General features: G+C 61.4%; 14 protein-coding genes. 2 read left to right on the forward strand and 12 right to left on the reverse strand.

What is annotated here, in order from left to right; all coding sequences use genetic code 11:
* Window positions 1–70: 70 nt before the first annotated feature.
* From FO488_RS10615 to FO488_RS10655, 9 genes are all read right to left on the reverse strand, one after another.
* Window positions 71–841, reverse strand: coding sequence for an MBL fold metallo-hydrolase (locus FO488_RS10615; protein WP_149210543.1), 771 nt, complete (start codon window positions 839–841; stop codon window positions 71–73).
* Window positions 842–1169: 328 nt separating this feature from the next.
* Complete coding sequence (gene xerD / locus FO488_RS10620; RefSeq protein WP_149210544.1) at window positions 1170–2057, reverse strand: site-specific tyrosine recombinase XerD; 888 nt, start codon at window positions 2055–2057, stop codon at window positions 1170–1172.
* Between the two features lie 54 nt (window positions 2058–2111).
* Window positions 2112–2336 (reverse strand): VF530 family DNA-binding protein, encoded by a 225-nt coding sequence (locus tag FO488_RS10625; protein WP_149210545.1) that lies wholly within the window; start codon window positions 2334–2336, stop codon window positions 2112–2114.
* Window positions 2336–2767, reverse strand: a complete 432-nt coding sequence (locus FO488_RS10630) for a DUF2231 domain-containing protein (RefSeq protein WP_149210546.1) — start codon at window positions 2765–2767, stop codon at window positions 2336–2338. The genes FO488_RS10625 and FO488_RS10630 overlap by 1 nt, the downstream gene beginning before the upstream one ends.
* Before the next feature lie 24 nt (window positions 2768–2791).
* On the reverse strand, window positions 2792–5500 hold the full coding sequence (glnD, locus tag FO488_RS10635) for a [protein-PII] uridylyltransferase (RefSeq protein WP_149210547.1): 2709 nt from the start codon (window positions 5498–5500) through the stop codon (window positions 2792–2794).
* A 149-nt stretch (window positions 5501–5649) separates the two neighbouring features.
* The gene (locus FO488_RS10640; protein WP_149210548.1) at window positions 5650–6642 is read right to left on the reverse strand and encodes an ADP-ribosylglycohydrolase family protein; all 993 of its coding nucleotides are present in this window, start codon (window positions 6640–6642) and stop codon (window positions 5650–5652) included.
* Window positions 6643–6941: 299 nt separating this feature from the next.
* A complete protein-coding gene (locus tag FO488_RS10645; protein WP_149210549.1) occupies window positions 6942–10388 on the reverse strand; it encodes a pyruvate carboxylase in 3447 nt (1148 codons plus the stop codon).
* Between the two features lie 377 nt (window positions 10389–10765).
* Complete coding sequence (locus FO488_RS10650; protein WP_149210550.1) at window positions 10766–12268, reverse strand: response regulator; 1503 nt, start codon at window positions 12266–12268, stop codon at window positions 10766–10768.
* A gap of 1 nt (window position 12269) precedes the next feature.
* The gene (locus FO488_RS10655; RefSeq protein ID WP_168205984.1) at window positions 12270–14963 is read right to left on the reverse strand and encodes a PAS domain S-box protein; all 2694 of its coding nucleotides are present in this window, start codon (window positions 14961–14963) and stop codon (window positions 12270–12272) included.
* Window positions 14964–15373: 410 nt separating this feature from the next.
* Here FO488_RS10655 and FO488_RS10660 point away from each other — a divergent pair, with 410 nt between their 5' ends.
* Window positions 15374–16813 (forward strand): sigma-54 dependent transcriptional regulator, encoded by a 1440-nt coding sequence (locus tag FO488_RS10660; protein WP_149212153.1) that lies wholly within the window; start codon window positions 15374–15376, stop codon window positions 16811–16813.
* Between the two features lie 111 nt (window positions 16814–16924).
* On the opposite strand, the gene FO488_RS10665 is transcribed toward FO488_RS10660, so the two are convergent.
* Together FO488_RS10665 and FO488_RS10670 are read right to left on the reverse strand one after the other, a co-directional pair.
* Entirely contained in the window at window positions 16925–17230 is a 306-nt protein-coding gene (locus tag FO488_RS10665) for a cytochrome c3 family protein (RefSeq protein WP_149210552.1), read from the reverse strand.
* A gap of 162 nt (window positions 17231–17392) precedes the next feature.
* Window positions 17393–18847 (reverse strand): multiheme c-type cytochrome, encoded by a 1455-nt coding sequence (locus FO488_RS10670; RefSeq protein WP_149210553.1) that lies wholly within the window; start codon window positions 18845–18847, stop codon window positions 17393–17395.
* A gap of 257 nt (window positions 18848–19104) precedes the next feature.
* Between FO488_RS10670 and FO488_RS10675 the strand changes: the two genes are divergently transcribed.
* Window positions 19105–20034 carry a D-2-hydroxyacid dehydrogenase gene (locus FO488_RS10675; protein WP_149210554.1) on the forward strand — a complete coding sequence of 310 codons (930 nt, stop codon included), beginning with the start codon at window positions 19105–19107 and terminating at the stop codon, window positions 20032–20034.
* Window positions 20035–20104: 70 nt separating this feature from the next.
* On the opposite strand, the gene FO488_RS10680 is transcribed toward FO488_RS10675, so the two are convergent.
* Window positions 20105–20914: a TOBE domain-containing protein gene (locus FO488_RS10680; RefSeq protein WP_149210555.1), complete on the reverse strand. Its 810-nt coding sequence runs from the start codon at window positions 20912–20914 to the stop codon at window positions 20105–20107.
* Window positions 20915–20992: the final 78 nt, after the last annotated feature.

Raw genomic sequence — 20992 nt, forward strand, 5'->3', positions numbered from 1 at the left:
CATGTAAAGCTCGCCTGTATATTTCCAGGCTTTTCTCTGTGTCTCTGTGTCTCCGTGGCAGATTGAGACTTTAAATCGTCATAACGTCACTTGCTTTGTACTGGTCCCCGATCACGATTTTGGGGGCGCAGACGTTCTGATCGCGCAGAAAGGCCCCGGTGGTGCGGACCACGTGGTCCGGGTGGTTGTTGACCTCGGACAGGTGGGCCATCACCAGCGCCTCCAGCCCGGCGTGGGCCAGGTCGAAGAGCAGTTCCAGCGATTCCTCGTTGGAAAGATGGCCGTGGCGCGACTTGATGCGCTGCTTCAGCTCCCAGGGATAGGGGCCGTTCATGAGCATCTCCACGTCGTGGTTCGATTCCAGGTTCAGCGCCCGGCAGCCGCGCAGCTTTTCCGCCACCAGCCGGGTGACGATCCCCAGGTCGGTGGCCGAACCGCACCGCCCCTCCCCCGACTCCAGGACGAAGCCGACCGGGTCGCAGGCATCGTGGGTGATGGGGAACGGGTCGATCCGCACGTCGCGCAACGACAAGGCGCAACCGGCCTCGAACTCGATCCGCTGCGTCTTGTGCAGGTATTTTTCCGCTTTTTCGCACACCAGGTGGCTGGCGACCACCGGCACCTTGAACTTGCGGGCAAAGGCCCCCACGCTGCGGATATGGTCGATATGTTCGTGACTGACCAGCACGGCATGGACACGGCCGGCGTCGATGCCCCGCGCCTCCATGCGCAGCAATGTCTCGCGCAACGATAGCCCCACATCGATCAACAGATGCGTGTCGCCGGTTTCGACGTACAGACTGTTGCCTTTGCTGCCGCTGGCCAGCGAACAGATTTTCACACGGACTCCAGGATTCCCGGACTGACGAAGCACAAGCCCCAAAAGAACATAAACAACAGAAGGATTTCAGGCAGTTATAGTTAACGCACGACGGCGTTTATGCGGCGTAATAATAAACTCTATTTATACTCGAAGAGCAAAATAGTTTCAAGGGTAATCATGGCGGTCGTGTTATACATTCCTGCCACGGAGCCGCAGAGGCACAGAGGTATCTCAGAGATTTTTCGGGGATAATTCCGCAAACAAATTTCAAGTTTTGCGATTGCAACCGTACCCAATGATTTTCTCCGCGTCTCTGTGGCTCCGCGGCAGAATCCGGTTATGCCGTTTACCCCCGGGGATGGATCTGCTGGTGCAGCCGTTTCAGCCGCTCCCGGGTGACGTGGGTGTAGATCTGGGTGGTGGAGAGGTCGGCATGCCCCAGCATGATCTGCACGCTGCGCAGGTCGGCGCCGTTTTCCAGCAGATGGGTGGCAAAGGAGTGCCGCAGGGTGTGGGGGGAGATGTTTTTGCGGATACCGGCCATCGAGGCCCGTTTCTTGACGATGTTCCAGAACGCCTGGCGGCTCATGTCCGCCCCCAGGCGGGAAAGGAAGAGAAAGGGATTCGCCCCCGGGGGGTCGAGCTTGGCGCGTACCGCCGCAAGATACGCCCCGACCCTGTCCCGGGCCGACTCGCCGATGGGCACCAGGCGTTCCTTGTTCCCCTTCCCCACCGTCATCAGGTAGCCCGAGTCCAGGTTGACCTCGCGCAGTTTGAGGCCGACCAGTTCCGAAACCCGCAGGCCGGTGGCGTAGAGCAGTTCCAGCATGGCCAGGTCGCGGACGTTTTCGGCCGACGTGCCGGCACAAGCCGCGAACAGGGCGTCCACCTCCTGGGTCGTGAGGAATTCCGGCAGTTTGTGCAGGATGCGGGGCGCCTCGATGGTCGAGGTCGGATTGGTTTCGGCGTAGTTTTCCACCATGAGGAACTTGTGGAACATGCGGATGGCCGACAGGCAGCGGGCCCGGCTGCGCGGGCCGATCCCCCGGTCTTTCAGCCGCCCCAGGAACAGGGCGATATCCGTGGCTTTCACACTGTCGGGAGACACGGTCCCCCGCTTTTCGAGGAAATCCAGGTAGCGCGCCAAGTCCCGGCTGTAGGCCTCCTGGGTGTTGCCGGAGAGCCCCTTTTCCACGGCCAGGTAGTTTATGAACAGATCGAGGTAGTCGTTCATGGAACCAGGATCTCTTCCGGGGTGGCGCCGGGTACGCGGTGGCCGCCGTTCACCTTACGGCTCCTCCAGCTTCCAGCGCAGATACAATTCATCCACCTTGTCCCGGGCCCACGGGGTCTTGCGCAAGAACTTCAGGCTGGACCCCATACTCGGCTCATGGGTGAAACATCTGATGGGGATGCGGTTCCCCAACTCCGCCCAGCCGTAATGAGCCACCAGTTCGGTCAGCATCGTCTTTAAAGTAATGCCGTGCAGCGGGTCGTTGCAGGACGCTGCCATCAGTGAAACACCAGCCTGCCGCCATAAAATCCGAGGACGGTGCAATCCGCGGCACAGGCGGCCAGCAGGAGCAGGTACCCAAGGCCGGCCCCCTGGAAGGGGTGCAGGAGCAGGTCGGGGTGATACGCGCGCAACAGCACCGCCGGCAGGGCCAGGGCAACCAGCAGCGCCGAGCCGGCTATCTTGATCTTGAACACCCGGGTCATGGCCCCCTTGAAACGGAGCTTCCAGTCGATGATCCCGCTCAGGGTCGCCGCCGGCACGGACAACAGGCCGAAAAGGACGCATATATAGGCGCCGACCTCGAACTCGCGGATCCCCAAAGCCAGGTAGGCCACCGCCGCGGCAAAGGCGGCCGGGAAGAGGGCTTGGGGAAAATGCACGCATATGGGGTGCAGGTGCGGAATCTTCTTTTTCTGGTCGTCGGTCATGATCGCTCCCTCAGCGCCCGGATATCAGACCCATTCGTCGATGGCCCGTATCAGGTGCGGTATGATCTCCTGCAGCTTTTCTTCCGCTACGATCTTCTGGCCGAAAATATCCCGCACATAAAAGACGTCGGCCACCTGGTCAACCTTGGTGGAGATCTTGGAGACGCCGATGTAGAGCCCCAGATGGGTCAGGGTGCTGGTGATCAGGTAGAGCAGCCCGACCTTGTCATGGGTGTAGATATCGATGACCGTATAGTCTTCCGACACCTCGTTGTCGATCTCCACGCGGGTCGGAAAACGGGGAATGGGACGGGCGGTGAGGAGCGAGGGGCGCTGGCGGTTCTCCACAAGCTCCGCCACGCTGACGTCGCCATGAAGGGCCAGGCGCATGTCGTCCTTAACCTTGTGCCAGCGCTGTTCGTCGGTAATGACCATGCCTTGGGGCGAATTGACCTGGAGTATGTCCAGCACCTTGCCGTTGCGGCTGGTGTTGATCTGGGCCCCCAGGATGTTGACGCCGTTGGCTGCCATGACGCCGGTGATGCGCGAAAAGAGGCCCGGCATGTCGTGGGTGCAGATGGTGAACTCGGAATAGCCGCTCTCCTGCTGATGGACGACCTTCATGAGCATGTCGTTCGTTTCCAGGCCGAGCAGCAGCCGGGCATGGCCGGAGATCAGGGCCAGGTCGTTGGAGAGCAGCAGCCGGACCGGCATGGCCTTGAGTTCCTCCCGGACCGTCGCCACCGGAAAATCGTCCTGCAACAGTTCCGTGACCTTCTTGATGACCCCCTTGACCCGCTCGCTGCTGGCCTCCAGGTGGAAATCGCCCCGTTCCAGAACGTTGAAGGCCTTTTCGTACAACTCCTGGAACAAAAGCGCCTTCCAACTGGTCCACACATCCGAGCCCACCGCCCTGACGTCGGCAATGGTCAGCAGATAGAGCATTTTCAGATTCTCGCTGGTTTCCATCTGGCGCGCGAACTGGACCACCATCCGCTCGTCGTGCAGGTCGCGGCGCTGGGAGATGTGGGCGAACAGCAGGTGCTGGCGCACCAGGAACACCAGCCGCTCGGTGCCCTCCTTGGAAAGCCCCATGCGCCGGGCGATGGTGGGGATCATGGCCGCCCCCTTTTCGGAGTGCCCCCCCCCTTCCCCCTTGCCGATGTCGTGAAACAGCACCGCCAACAGCAAGAGCTCGCGCTTGCCGATCTGGGAGGCCACCTCGCACGGGAAGGGGATCAGGTCCCTCGACTGGCCGGTCAGCATCTTCTCGGCCTCTTCCACGGCAAACAGGGTGTGGATGTCCACGGTATAGATATGATAGATGTCGTGCTGCACCTTGCAGTAGATATGTTCCAGTTCGGGGATGTAGCGGTTGAGGAACTCCAGGTGGTGCATGCTCCGCAGGGTTTCGGCCACCCCCTTGGGCGAGCGGAGGATCGCCAGGAACGACTGGTTCACGTCGCGGTTGCGGCGGAACTTGTCGTTGACCAGGTGCAGGCTCTTGCGGACCAGGGCCTTGACGCGGACGTTCAGGGCGACGCCGTGCTTTTGGGCCAGTTCGAAGATGCGCATCAGGACGACCGGGTTTTTCTCCGCCACCGTCTCGTCCGGGACGATCAACTCCCCCTTGAGCACGAAACAGCCGTCCCCCACCGGGCGGCGCACGAAGTAGCCGAGGATCTTCAGGGCGCCCTCGTCGCGCCAGATGCATTGGGACACCAGGCTTGAGGCGAAGTGTTCGACCCGGTTGGCGTGGCGGTAGTAGTCCCGCATGAAATCTTCCACCGCAAGCACCTTGCCGTGGTCCTGGTAGCCCATGAAACGGGCCAGGTGCACCTGGGCGTCAAAGGTGAGCTGGTCGTTCTTGCGGCCGTTGAAATAGTGCAGTTCGTTGCGGATGCGCCAGAGATAGTCGAGGGCGGCGTAGTAGGTGTCCAGTTCCTCTTCCGTCAGTATCCCCTTGATGATCAGCTCCTTGGGACTGGCGAACTTGTATTTGACCCGCGCCGCCCACATGGCGGTCTGCAGGTCGCGCAATCCCCCCTCGCCTTCCTTCAGGTTGGGCTCCAGCAGGTAGACGGTCGAGCCGTACTTCTCCCGGCGGCTCTTCATGTCGGCCATCTTTTCCTTGATGAACTTGTCGCTGGATTTGGTCATGATCTGGGTCAGGATCACCTTGGAAAGGTTATCGAACAACTGCCGGGTGCCGCTTAAGTAGCGGGCGTCGATCAGGGCGGTCTTGACCGTGCTGTCCGCGGCGGCCATCTCGACGCAATCGGAGATCTGCCGCACCGAATAGCCCACATCCAGGCGCATGTCCCAGAGGAAATACAGCATCTTCTGGGCCACGTCCTCCACGCGTGCCGCCGGCATGCTGCCGTCGTGCAGAAACATGATGTCGATATCGGAGAAGGGATTCAGTTCGCCGCGGCCATACCCCCCCACCGCCACCAGGGTGATGTGTTCCATCATGCTGCCGCCATCCGCGTCGTACAGGATGCTCTGGAAGAGCTTGTTGTTCAGTTCGTCCATCATGTCGCAGATCAGATGGGCCACCTCGCTGCCCGACGCCCCCCCGTCGTGCAGTTTTTTGATCTCCTCGCGGTAGTGGCCGAGAAAATTCTTGCAGCCGGAAAAATACAACGGCCGTTTCTCTTCGAATCCGGCCATGCCTGCATCGCCAACGGCGTTTATGTCATCGGGGAAGTAAGGGTCGATAAAGAATTGCATGGTACTCCTCTCGGGAAACGATGCCGCCCGGCATGACGGTTATTGATACGGCTGGCATCGTCGGCGTCCGTACGGGAGGCGATTATACGTCACGTGCGCCGGAGAGTCAAAAGCAATAAGAAGGCGGCCAGCGCCGCCGGGAAGCGATTTCACTCCACCCGCATCAAACGGCCGACGCCGTTCTCGATCTCGGCGTGGGCCTTAAGGCGCAGGCGCCACTCGCCGGGGATGGCGGAAACGCCCAGGGACGCGCCCAGCCAGGCGCCGACCATAGCCGCCCGGCCGGCGCTGTCGCCGCCCGCCGCCGCCGTTGCTTTCAGCGCGCCGCTGAAATCGCCGGCATGGTGCAGGGCACAGTGGACGGCCGCCGGAAAGCTGCTGGCCAGGGGGCACGACTGGCCGAACCGGGCCGTTACCGTACGCACCGGCTGGCTGCGGGATGCGACTGCGTCCGTGATCTTCCGGCTCACTTCCGCGCCCAAGTCCCCCTCCGTCCCGGCCCGCTGCGCCGCCCTTTCGAAAGCCTCCGCCAGGGGGCGGCCCAGGAACAGCTCGCGCAGGATCACGGCATGGGCCTTGAGGTAGGCCACGGCCCGGTCGTTATTCTGGCAGACCCGCGTGGCCCGTTCCACCTGAAGCAGGTAATCGCCGCTGCGGAAATAATGCGCCGCCAGGGGCGCCAAGCGGCTGATGGTGGCCGGCTGGTCGTCGTCGGCCCCTTCCTGGAAACTGTAGGCCGCATCGGGATGGGCCTCCCGGAATGCCCGGTAGTTTTCCAGGGTCCCCTTGGCGGCATGGTCCCGGTACCCCTTGTAGGCGGGGCATTCCATCATGGCCACGAAGCGGCTCCCGAAATCTGCGGCATCGAAGCCGTCCCGCTCCAAAAGCGACCGGAGCAGCAGCAGCGCGGCGTCGCCGTAGTGGGTCAGTTCCCCCGGCTCCTTGCCGAAGTGGTAGTGCCCTTCTGCCGGCGGGTCAAAGCCCTGCGGCCCGCCGGGAAAAAAGCGCTCCAGTTCGTTCAGGTCGTAAATCCAGTGACTCCCGAGGCAAAAGGCGTCTCCCACAAACTGCCCCCACACCGCCCCGGCGATGCGGCCGGCAAGGGAAACATCTTGATTGTTCGATTTTTTTTCACTATCCATGCTCACAACCTCCCGCGACTGCACACTATGGCGTGCTTTGCTATTTAGTATACCGCTTTCCCGCCACTATGGGAAAAAATGCTGTCGCGCCGCATGAGGAAGCCCCACCTGCAAACAAAGAACGCCCCGCCCTGAAAACCAAGGCGAGGCGTTCTGCTTTACATCTAAATCGTTGGGAACGCGCAATTTTTCGTTCCGGGTTTGGCAATCAAGGGGTTGCGCGGAGACGTAGCAGCGCTACGTCGCACAAAGCAAAACCGAAGATTGACGAGGCCAGGGCGGAAAATTGCGCGTTCCCATCAGCCCATGACGATGATCAGGTCCCCCTTCTCAACCTTCTCCCCTTCCCTGAACTTCACCTCGGCCACCCGGGCATCGGCCTTGGCCTTGATGTTGGTCTCCATCTTCATGGCCTCGGTCACCACCAGCACGTCACCGCTCCTGACCAGGTCGCCGGCCTTGACGTTGACCTTGAGCACCTTGCCCGGCATGGGGGCGCCCACGTGGCTGGGGTTGCCCCTGTCGGCCTTCTCGCGCTGTGCTTCGTCGGTCGTGGCCGACTGGTCGCGGATGACCACCGAGCGGTTGTTGCCGTTCAACTCGAAGTACACGGTGCGGGTGCCGTCGGCCTGGACGCGCCCCACGGCATTGAGCTTGATGATCAGGGTCTTGCCCGGTTCGATCTCGATGGAGGTTTCCTGCCCCGGTTCCAGGCCGTAAAAGAAGATCGGCGTGGGGATGACCGAGGTGTCCGAGTACTCCTGGCGGTGGCGGTCGAATTCGGGATACACGTGGGGGTAGAGGATATTGGACACCAGCGCCTTGTCGCTGACCCCGTGCTCCAGCTTTTCCTCCAGCTTGAGCCGTTCCTCGTCGAAATCCACCGGCTCCAGCAACTCGCCGGGACGGCAGGTAATGGCTTGCTCCCCCTTCAGGATGATCCGCTGCAGCTCCTGGGGCCACCCCTGGTAGGGCTGCCCCAGCATCCCCTTGAACATGCCCACCACCGATTCCGGGAAGGCCAGTTCATCCCCCGAGGTGAAGACATCCGCCGGTTCCAGGTTGTTCTTGACCAGGAACATGGCCATGTCCCCCACCACCTTGGACGAGGGGGTGACCTTGACGATGTCGCCGAACAGGAGGTTGACCTTGTGGTACATCTCCTTGCACTCGTCCCAGCGCTCCAGAAGCCCCAGGCCGGCCACCTGCGGCTTGTAGTTGGAGTACTGGCCGCCCGGTATCTCGTGGTGGTAGACCTCGGCCGTGCCGGACTTGAGGCCGGACTCGAAGGGGGAGTAGTAGTCGCGCACCGTTTCCCAGTAGTTGGCCAACTTCTGCAGGCCGGGGGCGTTGACCCCGGGATCGCGTTCGCTCCCCTCCAGGGCCGCCACCAGGGCGTTCAGGTTGGGCTGGGCCGTAAGCCCCGAGAGGGACGACAGGGCCGCATCGACGATATCCACCCCGGCCTCGCTGGCCTTGAGCAGGATGGCGCTGCCGTTGCTGGAGGTATCGTGGGTGTGGAGGTGGACCGGGATGCCGATGTTCTCCTTGAGCGCCCTGACCAGTTTGTAGGCGGCCAGCGGCTTGAGCAGGCCGGCCATGTCCTTGATGGCCAGGATATGGGCGCCCATGGCTTCCAGTTCCCTGGCCATGTTCACATAGTATTCCAGGGGATACTTGTCCCGTTTGGGGTCGGTGATGTCGCCGGTGTAGCAGATGGCGGCCTCGCAGATCTTGCCGGTCTTGCGCACCGCCTCCATGGCCACCCGCATGCCGGTGGTCCAGTTGAGGGAGTCGAAGATGCGGAAGATGTCGATGCCCGAGTTGGCGGCCTCCTCCACGAACTTCTGCACCACGTTGTCCGGGTAGTTGGTGTAGCCCACGGCGTTGGAGCCGCGCAGGAGCATCTGGAACAGGATGTTGGGGATCTGCTCGGAGAGCTTGTGCAGCCGCTGCCAGGGGTCCTCCCTGAGGAAGCGCATGGAGACGTCGAAGGTGGCCCCGCCCCAGCATTCGAGGGAGAACAGGTCGGCCCCCAGGTAGGAGGTCGGTTCGGCGATCCTGAGCAGGTCGTAGGTGCGCACGCGGGTGGCCAGGTTGGACTGGTGGGCGTCACGCATGGTCGTGTCGGTCAGAAGCAGCTTGTTCTGCTCCAGGATCCACTTGGAAAGCCCCTCGGCCCCCAGTGTCATGAACAGGTCGCGGGAACCGGACGGACGGGGCGCGGTCACGTCGGTTTCCGGCACCCGCGCCTCCAGCAGGTCAGCCGACTTGAGCGGCTTGGCGATGCCGGGCGAACCGTTGACGACCACCTCACCCAGGAATTTGAGCACCTTGCTGGCCCGGTCCTTTTTCTCCCGGACCTTGAGCAGTTCCGGATGTTTCTCGATGAACGAGGTGTCGCAATCCCCCTTGAGAAAGACCGGGTGGGTGACGACGTTCTCCAGGAAACCGATATTGGTCTTGACGCCCCGGACGCGGAACTCCTGCAGGGCGCGGTTCATGATGTGGGCCGCGGCCTGGAAGGTCAGCCCCCAGGAGCTGATCTTGACCAGCAGGGAGTCGTAATGGGGGGTGATCTTCGCGCCGGTGAAGGCGTTGCCCGCATCCAGCCGCACCCCGCAGCCGGCCGCCGAGCGGTAGGTGGTCAGGGTGCCGAAGTCCGGGGCAAAGTTGTTGGCCGGGTCTTCGGTGGTGATGCGGCACTGGATGGCGTAGCCGCGCATGTCGATGGCGCTCTGGCTGGAAATGTTGATCTCCGGGTCGGACAGCTTGTGGCCGCAGGCGATCAGGATCTGGTCCTGCACCAGGTTGCGGCCGGTGATCATCTCGGTCACCGTGTGCTCCACCTGGATGCGGGGGTTCATCTCGATGAAGTACCAGTTCCCCTCCTGGTCCAGCAGGAACTCCACGGTCCCGGCATTGCGGTACTTGACCTGGCCGGCGATCTTGAGCGCCGCGTCGCACAACTCCTCGCGGGTCTTCTGGGACAGGGAGAGGGAGGGGGCGAATTCCACCACCTTCTGGTGGCGGCGCTGGATGGAGCAGTCCCGCTCGTAGAAGTGCACCAGGTTGCCGAAGTTATCCCCCAGCACCTGCACCTCGATATGCTTGGGATTGGCCAGATAGCGTTCCAGGAAGACGGCCGGATTGCCGAAGGCCGCCTTGGCCTCGCTCCCGGCGGCCACCAGCCCCTCCAGCAGTTCCTTCTTGGTGCGGGCCACGCGCATGCCGCGCCCGCCGCCGCCCGCCGCCGCCTTGATGATGATCGGGTAGCCGTGCTCCTTGGCAAACCGTAAGGCTTCCTCCTCTTTGGCGATGGGTTCCTCGGTGCCCGGCACGGTGGGCACGCCCGCGGCAAGGGCCACCTTGCGGGCCGCCACCTTGTCCCCCAGGGCGCGCTGCATCTCGGCCGTGGGGCCGATGAAGGCGATCCCGTTGGCCTCGCACCGCTCCGCAAACTCGGCGTTCTCGGCCAGAAAGCCGTAGCCGGGATGGATGGCGTCCACATCGGCCTTGAGCGCCAGGGCAATGATCTCCTCGATCCCCAGATAGGCGTCGATGGGCGCCTTCCCCTTGCCCACCAGGTAGGCCTCGTCGGCCTTGTAGCGGTGGAGCGACAGCTTGTCCTCTTCCGAATAGATGGCTACCGTGCCGATACCCAACTCGGTACAGGCCCGAAAGATACGGATGGCGATCTCGCCGCGGTTGGCGGCCATGACCTTGCGGAACTTCTGTTTCTGCATGAATGTCCTCCCAAGTGTAGGGGTACCGTGGAACCCATCGGGGCGTTTGGCGGGGACTGCCCCCGTCCCTGCGATGGCGATGTTCTCTCTGCCTTTGCAGACTGCCGGGCAAAGCGAGGTTTAACGGGAATGAAATTTGGCCGTCAGAAACGGCAAAACATTTAGCAAAACTAAATTTATTCAGCTATTTTAAATAGTTATACCGTAAACAGTGGCGACAATAAACCAGATTGAGGGGGCTTTGTCAACTACGATTTTGCAGGCAGCGCCATTGATACGGGGAAGGTGGTGCGAACGGAAACACGAGAGGTGGCCGCTTCGCGGCCAAAGGGTGGGAAATTGCTGTGTCCCGCGCGGCAAGCCGCGGAGCACGACGGTCAGAGTGAAAAGAAGAACGTAGCGCCTTTACCCGGTTCCCCCTGGGCCCAGATGCGCCCCTGGTGCCGGTCGATGATGCGCTGCACAGTGGCGAGTCCGATGCCGAACCCTTCGAACGCATCGTCGTCGTGCAGGCGCTGGAAGGTTCCAAACATCCGGTCGGCCTTGGCCATATCGAATCCGACGCCGTTATCCCGGACAAAATACACCGGTTTCCCATCGGCGGCGGACATACCGAACTCTATCCGCGGCTCGTCCGTGAGGGCGGTGTATTTCCAGGCGTTGCCCATGAGGTTGCTCAGGACGATGTGCATCAGCTGCCGGTCGGCGCAGCACGTAACCCCCTCCTGGATGCAAAACCCGGTGTGCCGGTCCGGCTCCTGCATGCGCAATTCAGCCCTGACGCCGGATGCAATGGCCGTGAGATCCACCGTTTCCCTGGTGATGGCCTGGTGCGACAACCGGGAAAACGCCATGAGGGCCGACAAGAGCGCCTCCATCTGTCGTGCCGTACGGCTGATGATCCCCACGATCTTTTCGCCCTGCTCGTCCAGGTTTGCGCCGCACTTGTCCAGAAGCAACTGGCTGTAGCTGCCGATAATGGTCAACGGACTGCGCAAATCATGGGAAACCGTGTAATTGAAAGCCTCCAGGTCCACATTGGCGGATTCCAGCTCCCGGGCGCGGTCCGCCAGCGCGGCGTTGAGGGCTTCGATCTTTTCCTCGGCACGCTTGCGGGCGGTTATGTCTTCCTTTACGGCAACGTAGTTGGTAATGGCACCGGTATCGTCCATGACCGGAGAGATGGCGGCGGACTCCCAGTAGAACTCCCCGTTCTTTTTCCGGTTCAGGAATTCGCCGCGCCACTCATTCCCCGAAGAGATGGTACACCACAGGCCGCCGTAAAAGGCGGGCGACATGACCCCCGATTTGAGGATGCGCGGGTTCTTCCCCATGACCTCCTGGGGGGAGTAGCCGGTGAGCTCGAAAAACTTGGGGTTGGCATATTCGATCTGTCCGCGCCCGTCGGTTATCAATACCGTACTGGGGCTCTGCTCGACGGCACGGGAGAGTCTGCGGATAAAACGGTGCTGGGAGGCCACCTGCCGCTTCAGCGAGATCATGGCGATGCTCTTGTCGATGGCGGCAAAGAGCTTTTCGTAATTGACCGGTTTGAGGACGTAATTGCTTATGCCCAGTTCGATGGAGTCCAGAAGGTATCTCGTCCCGCTGTGGGCCGTCAGGACGATGATGACCGTCTCCGGGGCGATGTCCCGTATGGCGGCAGCCATTTCAACGCCATCCATGACCGGCATGCTGATGTCCGTAATGACGATGTCGTGGCGATGCTCCTTGAAGAGCGCCACCCCCTGCTCACCGTTCTCGGCCGCATCGAGGCGCGTGAAACGGTACTTGCTTTCAAATACCGAGCAGAGGATTTCCCGGGCGCTCTGTTCGTCCTCAACATAGAGGACGGAAATCTGCGGCTGGTCGTCCGGCATATCAGACCTCGATCATGAACTCGGCGCCGACACCCGTATTGCGGACACTGAGCCTGCCGTTCATATTCTTTTCTATGATGGTTTTCGCCATGAATAAACCGATGCCGGTTCCCTTGTCCGGCCCCTTTGTCGTGAAATAGGGTTCAAACATCTTCTCCATGATATGAGCGGGGATGCCGCCCGCATTGTCGCGTATGGTGACCACGGACACTCCCTCCCTGCTGAAACTTCTGATCACCACCCTGGCGTCGTCCACGTCCCGCTCCGCAAAGGCGTCGCGCGCGTTCAGCAGGATGTTGAGAACGACCTGGGAATACTCGTTGGGGAAGCCGAGAACCCGCACATCCCCCTCCGTATCCGCATCGATCTCGATATGGTGGGCCTTGAAGCTCTCGGTGATCAGCGAGACGGTTTGCAGGATGGTGGCATGGACGCTGAAAAAATTCTTTTCCTTGTCCGGCTTGAAGAAGTTCCTGAAGTCGTCGATGGTCCGGGACATGTGATAGACCAGCTTCATGGCCTCCTGCGTGCTCTCCTGCAGGAATGCGGCGTCGAACTTGCCCGAGTTGTAAAAAAGCTGCAAGCGTTGGACGATGAGCCCCAGGGTATTGAGCGGTTGGCGCCACTGATGGGCAATATTGCCGATCATCTCGCCCATGGCGGCCTGGCGGCCCTGAAGCAGCATCAGTCGTTCCTTCTCCCGCAGATCCTGCTCCGTACGCACGCGTTCGGCGGTTTCCGCCAGCAAGTGCTGTTCGGCCAGTTTCCGCTCGGTGATGTCGGTGTGGGACCCGGCCATGCGGTGGGGGTTGCCGTCGCCGTCGCGGAAACAGGCGCCGCGCGTCAAGACCCAGCGGTAGCTGCCGTCCTGGTGGCGCAGGCGGTATTCCAGGCAGAACTCGGGGATGCGACCGTCCAGGTAGTCGTTCAGGGTCTCCAGTGCGGCCTGATAATCATCGGGATGGATCAGGCTCATCCATTCTTCCATGACATTGTCTATTTCATTCTCGCCGTACCCCAGCATCTCCTTCCAGCGGGACGAGACAAAAGCCGTATTGGTCTCCAGGTCCCAGTCCCAGATACTGTCGCTGGCCCCCTGGGCGGCAAGCATATAGCGTTCGTTGCTCTTGCGCAGCGCTGATTCCGTCTGTTTGAGGGCCGTGATGTCGAACGCCGTGGAGCGGCACATGACGTAGTTGCCGTCCCCGTCCCGGATGGCAACCGCATTGACCATGACCGACAACCGGCTGCCGTCCTTGCGGACCAGTTCGAATTCCGCCCCCTTTATCTGCCCCTCCCGTTTCAGGCGGGAGAAGGTTTCCTCGAACACCTCCCTGCTGCCGTCCGCGAGGATGTCGCTGAAGCTCATCCTGCCGATGACCTCATGGCTGCCGTACCCCAGCCAATTGAGCTCCGTATCGTTGATAAGCACGAAGACACCGTGGTCGTTCAGGGAGTGGTAGCCGCAGGGGGCGTTATTGTACAGGTCCCGGATCTCATCGGACGTCCTGACGAGGTACTCCTCGGTCCTCTTCCGTTCCGACACGTCGCGGAAGATGATGCACGCCCTCCGGTTCCCCTCCCTGTCCGCAAAAAGCGACGAACTCAGATCGCAGGGAACCCTGCTGCCGTCCTTGCGGATGAACATGACCTCCCCGCGCGCCTTGCCGGTGCGCGTCCGCTCCTCGAGCAGGGCCGTTGCCCGCTGGTCCCCCACATCGACGATGTCCTGCCGGCACCGGCCGCACACCTCCTCTTCGGTCATGCCGAGGATACGGCAGGCCTCGGGATTGGCTTCCAGTACACAGCCATCGGAGGTGGCAAGCAGGATGCCGTCGATGCTGTTGTCGAACAGGGAGCGGTAACGTTCCTCATTCTCCCGCAGGGCGTCTTCAGCCCGTTTCCGCTCGGCGATCTCCGCTTTCAGGACCTGAATCGTATCCGCCAATTCGCCGGTCCGCTCGGCAACCCGCTGTTCCAGCTCTGCATGGGCCCGCTGAAGCTCCGACTCAACCCGTTTCCGTTCGGTGATGTCGCTTATGATGGAAAACAGGTGGTCCTTGCCCCGGAAGCTGATGGTGCCGGAAGAGACCTCCACGCTCCGCAGAGAGCCGTCCGCCCGGCGATGCTGGAAGACAAAACGCGAAGGCGCGCCTTCGCAGGCGTGCTCCATATTTTCCCTGGTCGCGCCCTCATCATTCGTGTTGATGTCGAAGATGCGCATGGCGGTAAGCTGCTCTTTGGGATAGCCGTAAAACGAAACCGCCGCCGGATTGGCATCCACGATGTTCCCGCTGTGTGGTTCAATTATCAGCATTGCGTCGTTGCTGCTGTTGAACAGACTGTCGTAACGCGCCTCGCTTTCCGTGCACGATGCCCGCATCCGCGAATGCATCCTCAGGAAAGCGACCGACAGCCACAGCACGATCATCGCCAGGATTCTGTTGAAGAGGGAGATGGGGAAATGGGTGGCCGGTGGAGTGGCCAGGAGATCGACGACCATCAGCAGCGTGCTGACGCCTGCCAGCCATGTGACGGGTCCGGCCCCCAGGCGCCGGAACAGGAGCAGCGGCATGAAGAGGTAGCCGATCCAGACCGCAACGCCGGGCGGGGTCAGCAGGTCGATGGCGAAAATGACGCCACAGAGCGCGACCGCCGCGGTCCATGATGCAACATGTTGTCGTGTCTCAGTCATGGTCGGATCAGCCATCCCCCCGGCAGAGATTGCCCCTGCGGTTCCCCACGCATTAAGGACCGCTTTTATCCTGAACGGATCATGCAGTATTCATAGCAAAAGATTGCAACAATTTCACCTCTATATTTTTTAATGTCGCAGCCGTAAGCAACGGGGCGGGAACGCCGTGGGCGCAGACACGGCCGGACCGGGTCCCGTCCCCCCGGCAACAGTCCGGCCCGACAACGGAGAACGACGCCTATCTGTGCAATAAATCCCGCTTATTTATTCCGACGGACAGCCAGACCGATTGAAATGCCGATTCTTTTGATATAGTATTCACGACGGCAGTTCAACAGCACCGATTTCCGGAAAAGAGGAATGCATCATTTTCGCATCAAGCTGAAAAATCCGACCACCTGCGAGTGACCATGGAAAACAGGAACAACGGTAAAACGCCCATCATGATCGTGGATGACGACCCCCAGGCCCTGTCGCTGCTCGAATCGCTGCTCCGCCATGACGGGTATGAAAACGTCATAACCTTTGAAGACAGCCACCGGGCGCTCGATCATTTCAACGCCCGGGAGGCTGCCGCTGTTGTGCTGGACCTCTCCATGCCCAAGCTCCACGGCATGTACCTTCTCGAGCTCTTCACCAAGAACAAGCCGCATGTCCCCATAATCATCGTGACGGCGGAGAACCAGATCGATTCGGCGATCGAGTGCATCAAGGCCGGGGCGGTCGATTACCTCACCAAGCCCATATCGATCAACCGTTTCATGGCCAGCATCACCCGGGCGCTGGAACTGCGTTCCCTGAACGACGGCCTGAGCTCTCTCCGGGACCCGGGGCTGACCGTCGATCTCCCCTCCACCATCGCCTCCCGCCACGCCATCGTGACGCAAAACAAGAACATGCTCTCCCTCATGCAGTACGTGGGGGTCATCTCCAATTCCCATCAAGCCGTCCTGATCAATGGGGAAACCGGGGTGGGCAAGGAACTCGTCGCCCGGGCAATACACACCATGAGCAGGCGCAAGGGGGAGTTCGTCTCCATCAACATCTCGGGGCTGGACGACCTGATGTTCTCCGACACGCTCTTCGGCCACAAAAAGGGGGCCTACACCGGAGCGAACCAGGACCGGGACGGCCTCATAAAAAAGGCGGCCAACGGCACCATATTCCTTGACGAGATCGGCGACCTTAACGAGTTGTCCCAGGTGAAACTGCTTCGCCTGCTCCAGGAAAACGAATACTACCCCCTGGGATCGGACAACCCCCACCAAAGCAACGCCCGCCTGGTGGTCGCCACAAACCACAATCTACGGCACTTGGTGAACGAGGGCAAATTCCGCAAGGACTTCTACTACCGTCTCTGCACGCATCAGGTGACGATCCCCCCCCTTCGGGACCGCCTTGACGACATGCCGATCCTGCTGGACCACTTCATTGAAGAAACCGCCAAGGTCTTCGGCAAGGAGCGCCCCACGTACCGGAAGGAACTGGTCGATCTCCTCTGCAGCTACGATTTTCCCGGCAATGTCCGCGAGCTCAAAGCCATGGTCTTCGACAGCGTGACCAAGACCGCGTCGTCGAAACTGTCGTCCGAGTATTTCTCCGAACTCATCAAGCGGGAGCGGGACTCGCTCCCGTTCCAGGAGACCTCCGCAACGCCCCAGAACCAGGTGGGGGCCAACGGCGTCACCTTCGACCGGTTCCCGACCCTGAAGCAGGCCGAGACGGAGTTGATCCGCAAGGCTCTGGAAATCGCCCGGAACAACCAGGGGGTAGCCGCACGGCTGTTGGGCATCACGCGGCAGGCCCTCAACAACCGGTTGCAACGGATCAAGAAGGGCACCTCTCCCTGACCCTCCCCCCCGGCGCGCACTTGGCCGGCCCGGCGGCCGCCCCGTGACGGGCGGGACGAAAAGGCCCGCCTTGAAGGGCGGGCCGGGAACTGACGGATAACGGAGGAGAGCCTACTTTGTATGGCACTGGTGGCACTCCACCGGCCCTTTGTCGTAGAGATCATGGCAGGAAATACAGATTTTGTGGGCGGTTTCCTTGCCCCAATTCTCGATTTTGCCGTTTTCGCGCGTGTGGCAGTGAAAGCATTCGTTGTTCAGGTCCTTTTGGTGTTTGCCATGCCGGAACGGCAGCGACATGACCCCCATCTTGAGGTTGATGACCTCCGGTCCGGGATTCGGAGCAGCCCCCGCCGGAACGGCGGCACACATCCCGTACGGCAACAGTGCGATCATCGGCACCACCCATCGTTTCATCATCCGTCCCCTCCTCCTCGTGCGGCTTCGATGTACGTTTTTCGACAACCTGCCAAACCATTTCAATAAAAGAGAGACATTTCCCCTGCGGCACATTGCCACGCCGGCCGGACAGCGGGATGCCTCCCCACCTGCCGTCTTTCCGCTCTCCCCGGCGATCATGCCTCAGAGCGTGCCGCGCAGCTCCGCCATATCGAAGATCGGCAGTTGTGGCGCTTTTGCCCCCAGGAGTTCATCGACCAGCCACTGGGGTGCGCTTCGATAGCGCATTTTTGCGGCAAAAACCAGGGGGAGGCGGGCGGTTCCCGGCACGGAGAAGGTGAAATCTTCCAGGGAGTGCCCCCTCGGGCGGATCCTCTTGTCGGACAGGATCTGCACCGCCGCCGGCAGGAAGAAGGTCGGCTTGCGCTCCCTCCCCCCCTCGCCCAAAACGGTCTTGTAGATCACCGCCCCTGTGCGGATATTTCCCTTTTCATCCAGGTCCCCCGACCGGTACACGAGCTTGCCGTCCGCATCCGTGACCATGACATCCAGCCACATCTCCCGGACGTAGGTCAGGCCCGTGGGCAGATAGTGCCCCGCGCCGGAATTGGTGACCTTGAGCGTCAGCGTGGCAAGAGTCCCCTTCTGCACGGGGGAAGCCGAAACCTCTTCAATGGTGACGGCATTCTTCAGGCGGTCGGCAGCCATGGCGGCCTGGGGATTGTGGCCCAACAGGGCGGTAACTGCCAGGTTGCCCCCGACGAAGTTGTGCTGCCAGATGTGATCGCGCTTCTTGGCCCCCATCCCCTCGTCCGCCGAAAAACCGGGAAGGTCGGGACGGGGCGTGGAACCCGTGGCCGGGTGCTTCTCGTCCTGGCGCATATGGCAATCCTGGCAATGGGTCGAGGTCTCGCTGTCGCCCGTGTTATAGGGGCTTTGGCGCCACTCGGTATAGGTGTTCTCGATGGGCATGATATTGTGGGCATGCCCCACGTCATGACACATCCCGCACATGTCGGAACGGGTGTGGAGCTGGGAAGGGGCCGAGCCGTGGAATGGCGAGACCGCATCGCTGCGGGGGCCGAATTTCGTGCCGGCCTCATCCTTTGCGGCGTTGCCGGGCTGCAGTATGAAGGCGCCGTTGCCGGTGCCCGCGCTGGCAGCCACGGAGTGGCAGACGTCGCAGGATACGCCGGATGCGCTGACCGCCGGCAGTTTGCCCCCAAGGTAGCGGGCCTGGTCATCGTCCAGGTAGCCGATGGGCGTGTGGCAGCGGCTGCACATGGCGGTCTCGGACTGCTCGTCGTGGGTTTTCGCCCTCTTCAGGTAGGTTGCGTACACCGACAGGAATACCGGATCGTTCCAGGCATTGCCCATCATCGACCCCTTCCACTGGCCGATGATGGACGCATGGCACCCCCCGCAAACATCGGGTTCGTGAAAGTTGCCGGACTTGTGGCTTCCCGCCATGTCGGGGACGGTCCACAGCATATTCTGCGGGGCCATCTTTTTGGGGAGAACCCAGGTGGGCGAAACCTTCCCGTGGTCCCGGCTCCAGCCGCGGAAATCGTCCGCCGCCCAGGCGAGCGCGGAGCCGGTAAGGAGTGTCGTCATCAGCAACAGCATGCTTCGTTTCATGGCGGCCTCGAAGAATTCGGATCAGGGGTTCACAATCGTCGCATCATACACCATTGGATGGTACCGTCAACACGTTCGGCAAATAATTTCAAACAAATAGCGGTGCATCGTGGATGCTTCCCCAAGGGCATGCTGCGGCACCGCCCGCGGCCATGATGCCGCAACAGCGCCGCAGGGACGGACGGTTGACGGTTGAATTTATCGATTTTACGGGTATGATGCTTTCCCAACACATACCATCTACGCGGGTGCAAACCATGAACGTCCAGAACCTCCTCATCCATCTTCACCACAGCATCGATGCCTTCTCCCTCAAACCGCGCCATATCGACCTGATCCGCGGGATGCTTCCCGACACCCCCCTTGCCGTTGCCGAAGGGAACGGCGATTTCCTGGAGCGGCTCCCGGAGGCCGATTGCGTATTGACCTGGATGTTCAAGCCGGACTGGTACGCCGGCGCTCCGAATCTGAAAACGCTCTTTACACCGGCCGCCGGACATGATTGGGTCGCCCCGGACCCGGCCGGCCGGGTACGGACATGCTACGGCAGCTTCCATGGCCGCATCATGCGGGAAAGTCTTCTCGCCATGATGCTCCACTTCAACCGGCGTATGGGAAAATCGCTGGCAGACCAGCGGGCACGGGTCTGGGGCCGCCCCGGCTACAGCGAATGCGTTGCGCTCTTCAGCCAGCGGGTGGTGATCGTCGGATTTGGCCCTTTGGGGCGGTCCATGGCCGAACTGCTCTCGGCCTTCGGCGCGCGCGTTACCGCCGTCAAGCGTGATACGAGAGGATTCGAGGGCGTCCCCCACGTGGACCGGCTGATCCCCTTCGCCAGCCTGGAAGAGGAACTGCCGCGCGCCGATCACGTGGTCCTGGTCCTGCCGGGCGGGACGGAAACCGACGGCATCGTTACCCAGCGCCATTTCAAGGCCATGAAACCGGGGGCATACCTGTACAATCTGGGACGGGGCACCTGCTACCGGGAGGAAGATCTCATCGATGCCCTCGAAAACGGCCCGCTGGCGGGCGCCGGGCTGGATGTCTTCGCCGAGGAGCCGTTACCGGCCGCCTCGGCGCTCTGGGGCCGCCCCGACGTGTTGATCACGCCCCACGCCAGCGCCATCAGCCGGGAATACCTCGATCTCTTCATCCATGAGTGGTTCGGGAAGCTGCGGAATATGTGAGGCAGGCACGGTGTTTTTTTTGGGGGGGGAGAGAGCCCGGGAACTCATCGGGAGCCCGACGAACGTCATGTCAACTGACTCCGATGATGACGCTGGAGGCCTCGAACAGGGTGCAGGCGTGGCTGCCGACCTTCAGACCCAGCCGGTTGGCGCTGTCGTGGGTGATGACGGCGGTGACGGTGGTACCGCCGCCGATCTCGACGGCCACCTCGGTGCTGACCGGCCCGTCGATGATCTTGGTCACGGTGCCGCAGAAGACATTGCGCGTGCTGACCTTGACGTCATGCACGTCGGTGCCGATCAAGACCGAACTCGCCTTGATGATGGCGTACGCCTCGATGCCGGGTTTCAGCCCCAGATTGTCGATGGCTCCATTGGTAATGACGGCCGTGAGGGCGATGCCGCCTTTCAGCGTCATCCTGATCTCGGAGTTGACGGCGCCCATGGCAAGCTCCGTTATGGTACCGATGAAGGTGTTGCGCGCGCTGACCTTCAGGGAAATCCTCTTCAGAAAGCGAAACAGCCGGTCGGTATCGTCGAGCCGGTCCCCCAGGTTTTCCAGAAACTTGCGGTGTTCCTCCTCAATGATCTTGAACCGCGTGACCACGTTTTTGCCTTCGGCGGTGAGCCTGGTGCCGCCGCCCCCCTTGCCGCCCGTCAAACGATCGACCAGTGGCCTTTCCGCCATGTTGTTGACCAGATTGACCAGATCCCACGCGGTTTTGTAGCAGAGCCCCATGGCCCTGGCGGCCTTGCTGATCGAGCCGAGTTCGTCGATCTTTTCCAGCAGGTCGATCCTATCGCTTCCCAGGAACTTGTTCTCCGCGCGGTTAAACCAGAGATTGCCGGCAAGTCCGACCTTCATGGCATCGGTTTTCATAGAGGCACCTCCACCTAAGCTCCTCGGTGACAAAATCCTACTCCCCGCTCCCCCGGGCCTCTCCCATGCCGCAAGGGA

It is taken from the genome of Geobacter sp. FeAm09 (assembly GCF_008330225.1).
Taxonomy (GTDB): domain Bacteria; phylum Desulfobacterota; class Desulfuromonadia; order Geobacterales; family Pseudopelobacteraceae; genus Oryzomonas.

What these genes read in the sequence shown, in the direction of transcription:
- FO488_RS10640 (WP_149210548.1), bottom strand. Translation starts at nt 6,642, where the DNA reads ATGGATAGTGAAAAAAAATCGAACAATCAAGATGTTTCCCTTGCCGGC.
- FO488_RS10675 (WP_149210554.1), top strand. Translation starts at nt 19,105, where the DNA reads ATGAACGTCCAGAACCTCCTCATCCATCTTCACCACAGCATCGATGCC.
- xerD (WP_149210544.1), bottom strand. Translation starts at nt 2,057, where the DNA reads ATGAACGACTACCTCGATCTGTTCATAAACTACCTGGCCGTGGAAAAG.
- FO488_RS10680 (WP_149210555.1), bottom strand. Translation starts at nt 20,914, where the DNA reads ATGAAAACCGATGCCATGAAGGTCGGACTTGCCGGCAATCTCTGGTTT.
- FO488_RS10650 (WP_149210550.1), bottom strand. Translation starts at nt 12,268, where the DNA reads ATGCCGGACGACCAGCCGCAGATTTCCGTCCTCTATGTTGAGGACGAA.
- FO488_RS10665 (WP_149210552.1), bottom strand. Translation starts at nt 17,230, where the DNA reads ATGATGAAACGATGGGTGGTGCCGATGATCGCACTGTTGCCGTACGGG.
- FO488_RS10655 (WP_168205984.1), bottom strand. Translation starts at nt 14,963, where the DNA reads ATGACTGAGACACGACAACATGTTGCATCATGGACCGCGGCGGTCGCG.
- FO488_RS10625 (WP_149210545.1), bottom strand. Translation starts at nt 2,336, where the DNA reads ATGGCAGCGTCCTGCAACGACCCGCTGCACGGCATTACTTTAAAGACG.
- FO488_RS10670 (WP_149210553.1), bottom strand. Translation starts at nt 18,847, where the DNA reads ATGAAACGAAGCATGCTGTTGCTGATGACGACACTCCTTACCGGCTCC.
- FO488_RS10630 (WP_149210546.1), bottom strand. Translation starts at nt 2,767, where the DNA reads ATGACCGACGACCAGAAAAAGAAGATTCCGCACCTGCACCCCATATGC.
- glnD (WP_149210547.1), bottom strand. Translation starts at nt 5,500, where the DNA reads ATGCAATTCTTTATCGACCCTTACTTCCCCGATGACATAAACGCCGTT.
- FO488_RS10645 (WP_149210549.1), bottom strand. Translation starts at nt 10,388, where the DNA reads ATGCAGAAACAGAAGTTCCGCAAGGTCATGGCCGCCAACCGCGGCGAG.
- FO488_RS10660 (WP_149212153.1), top strand. Translation starts at nt 15,374, where the DNA reads ATGGAAAACAGGAACAACGGTAAAACGCCCATCATGATCGTGGATGAC.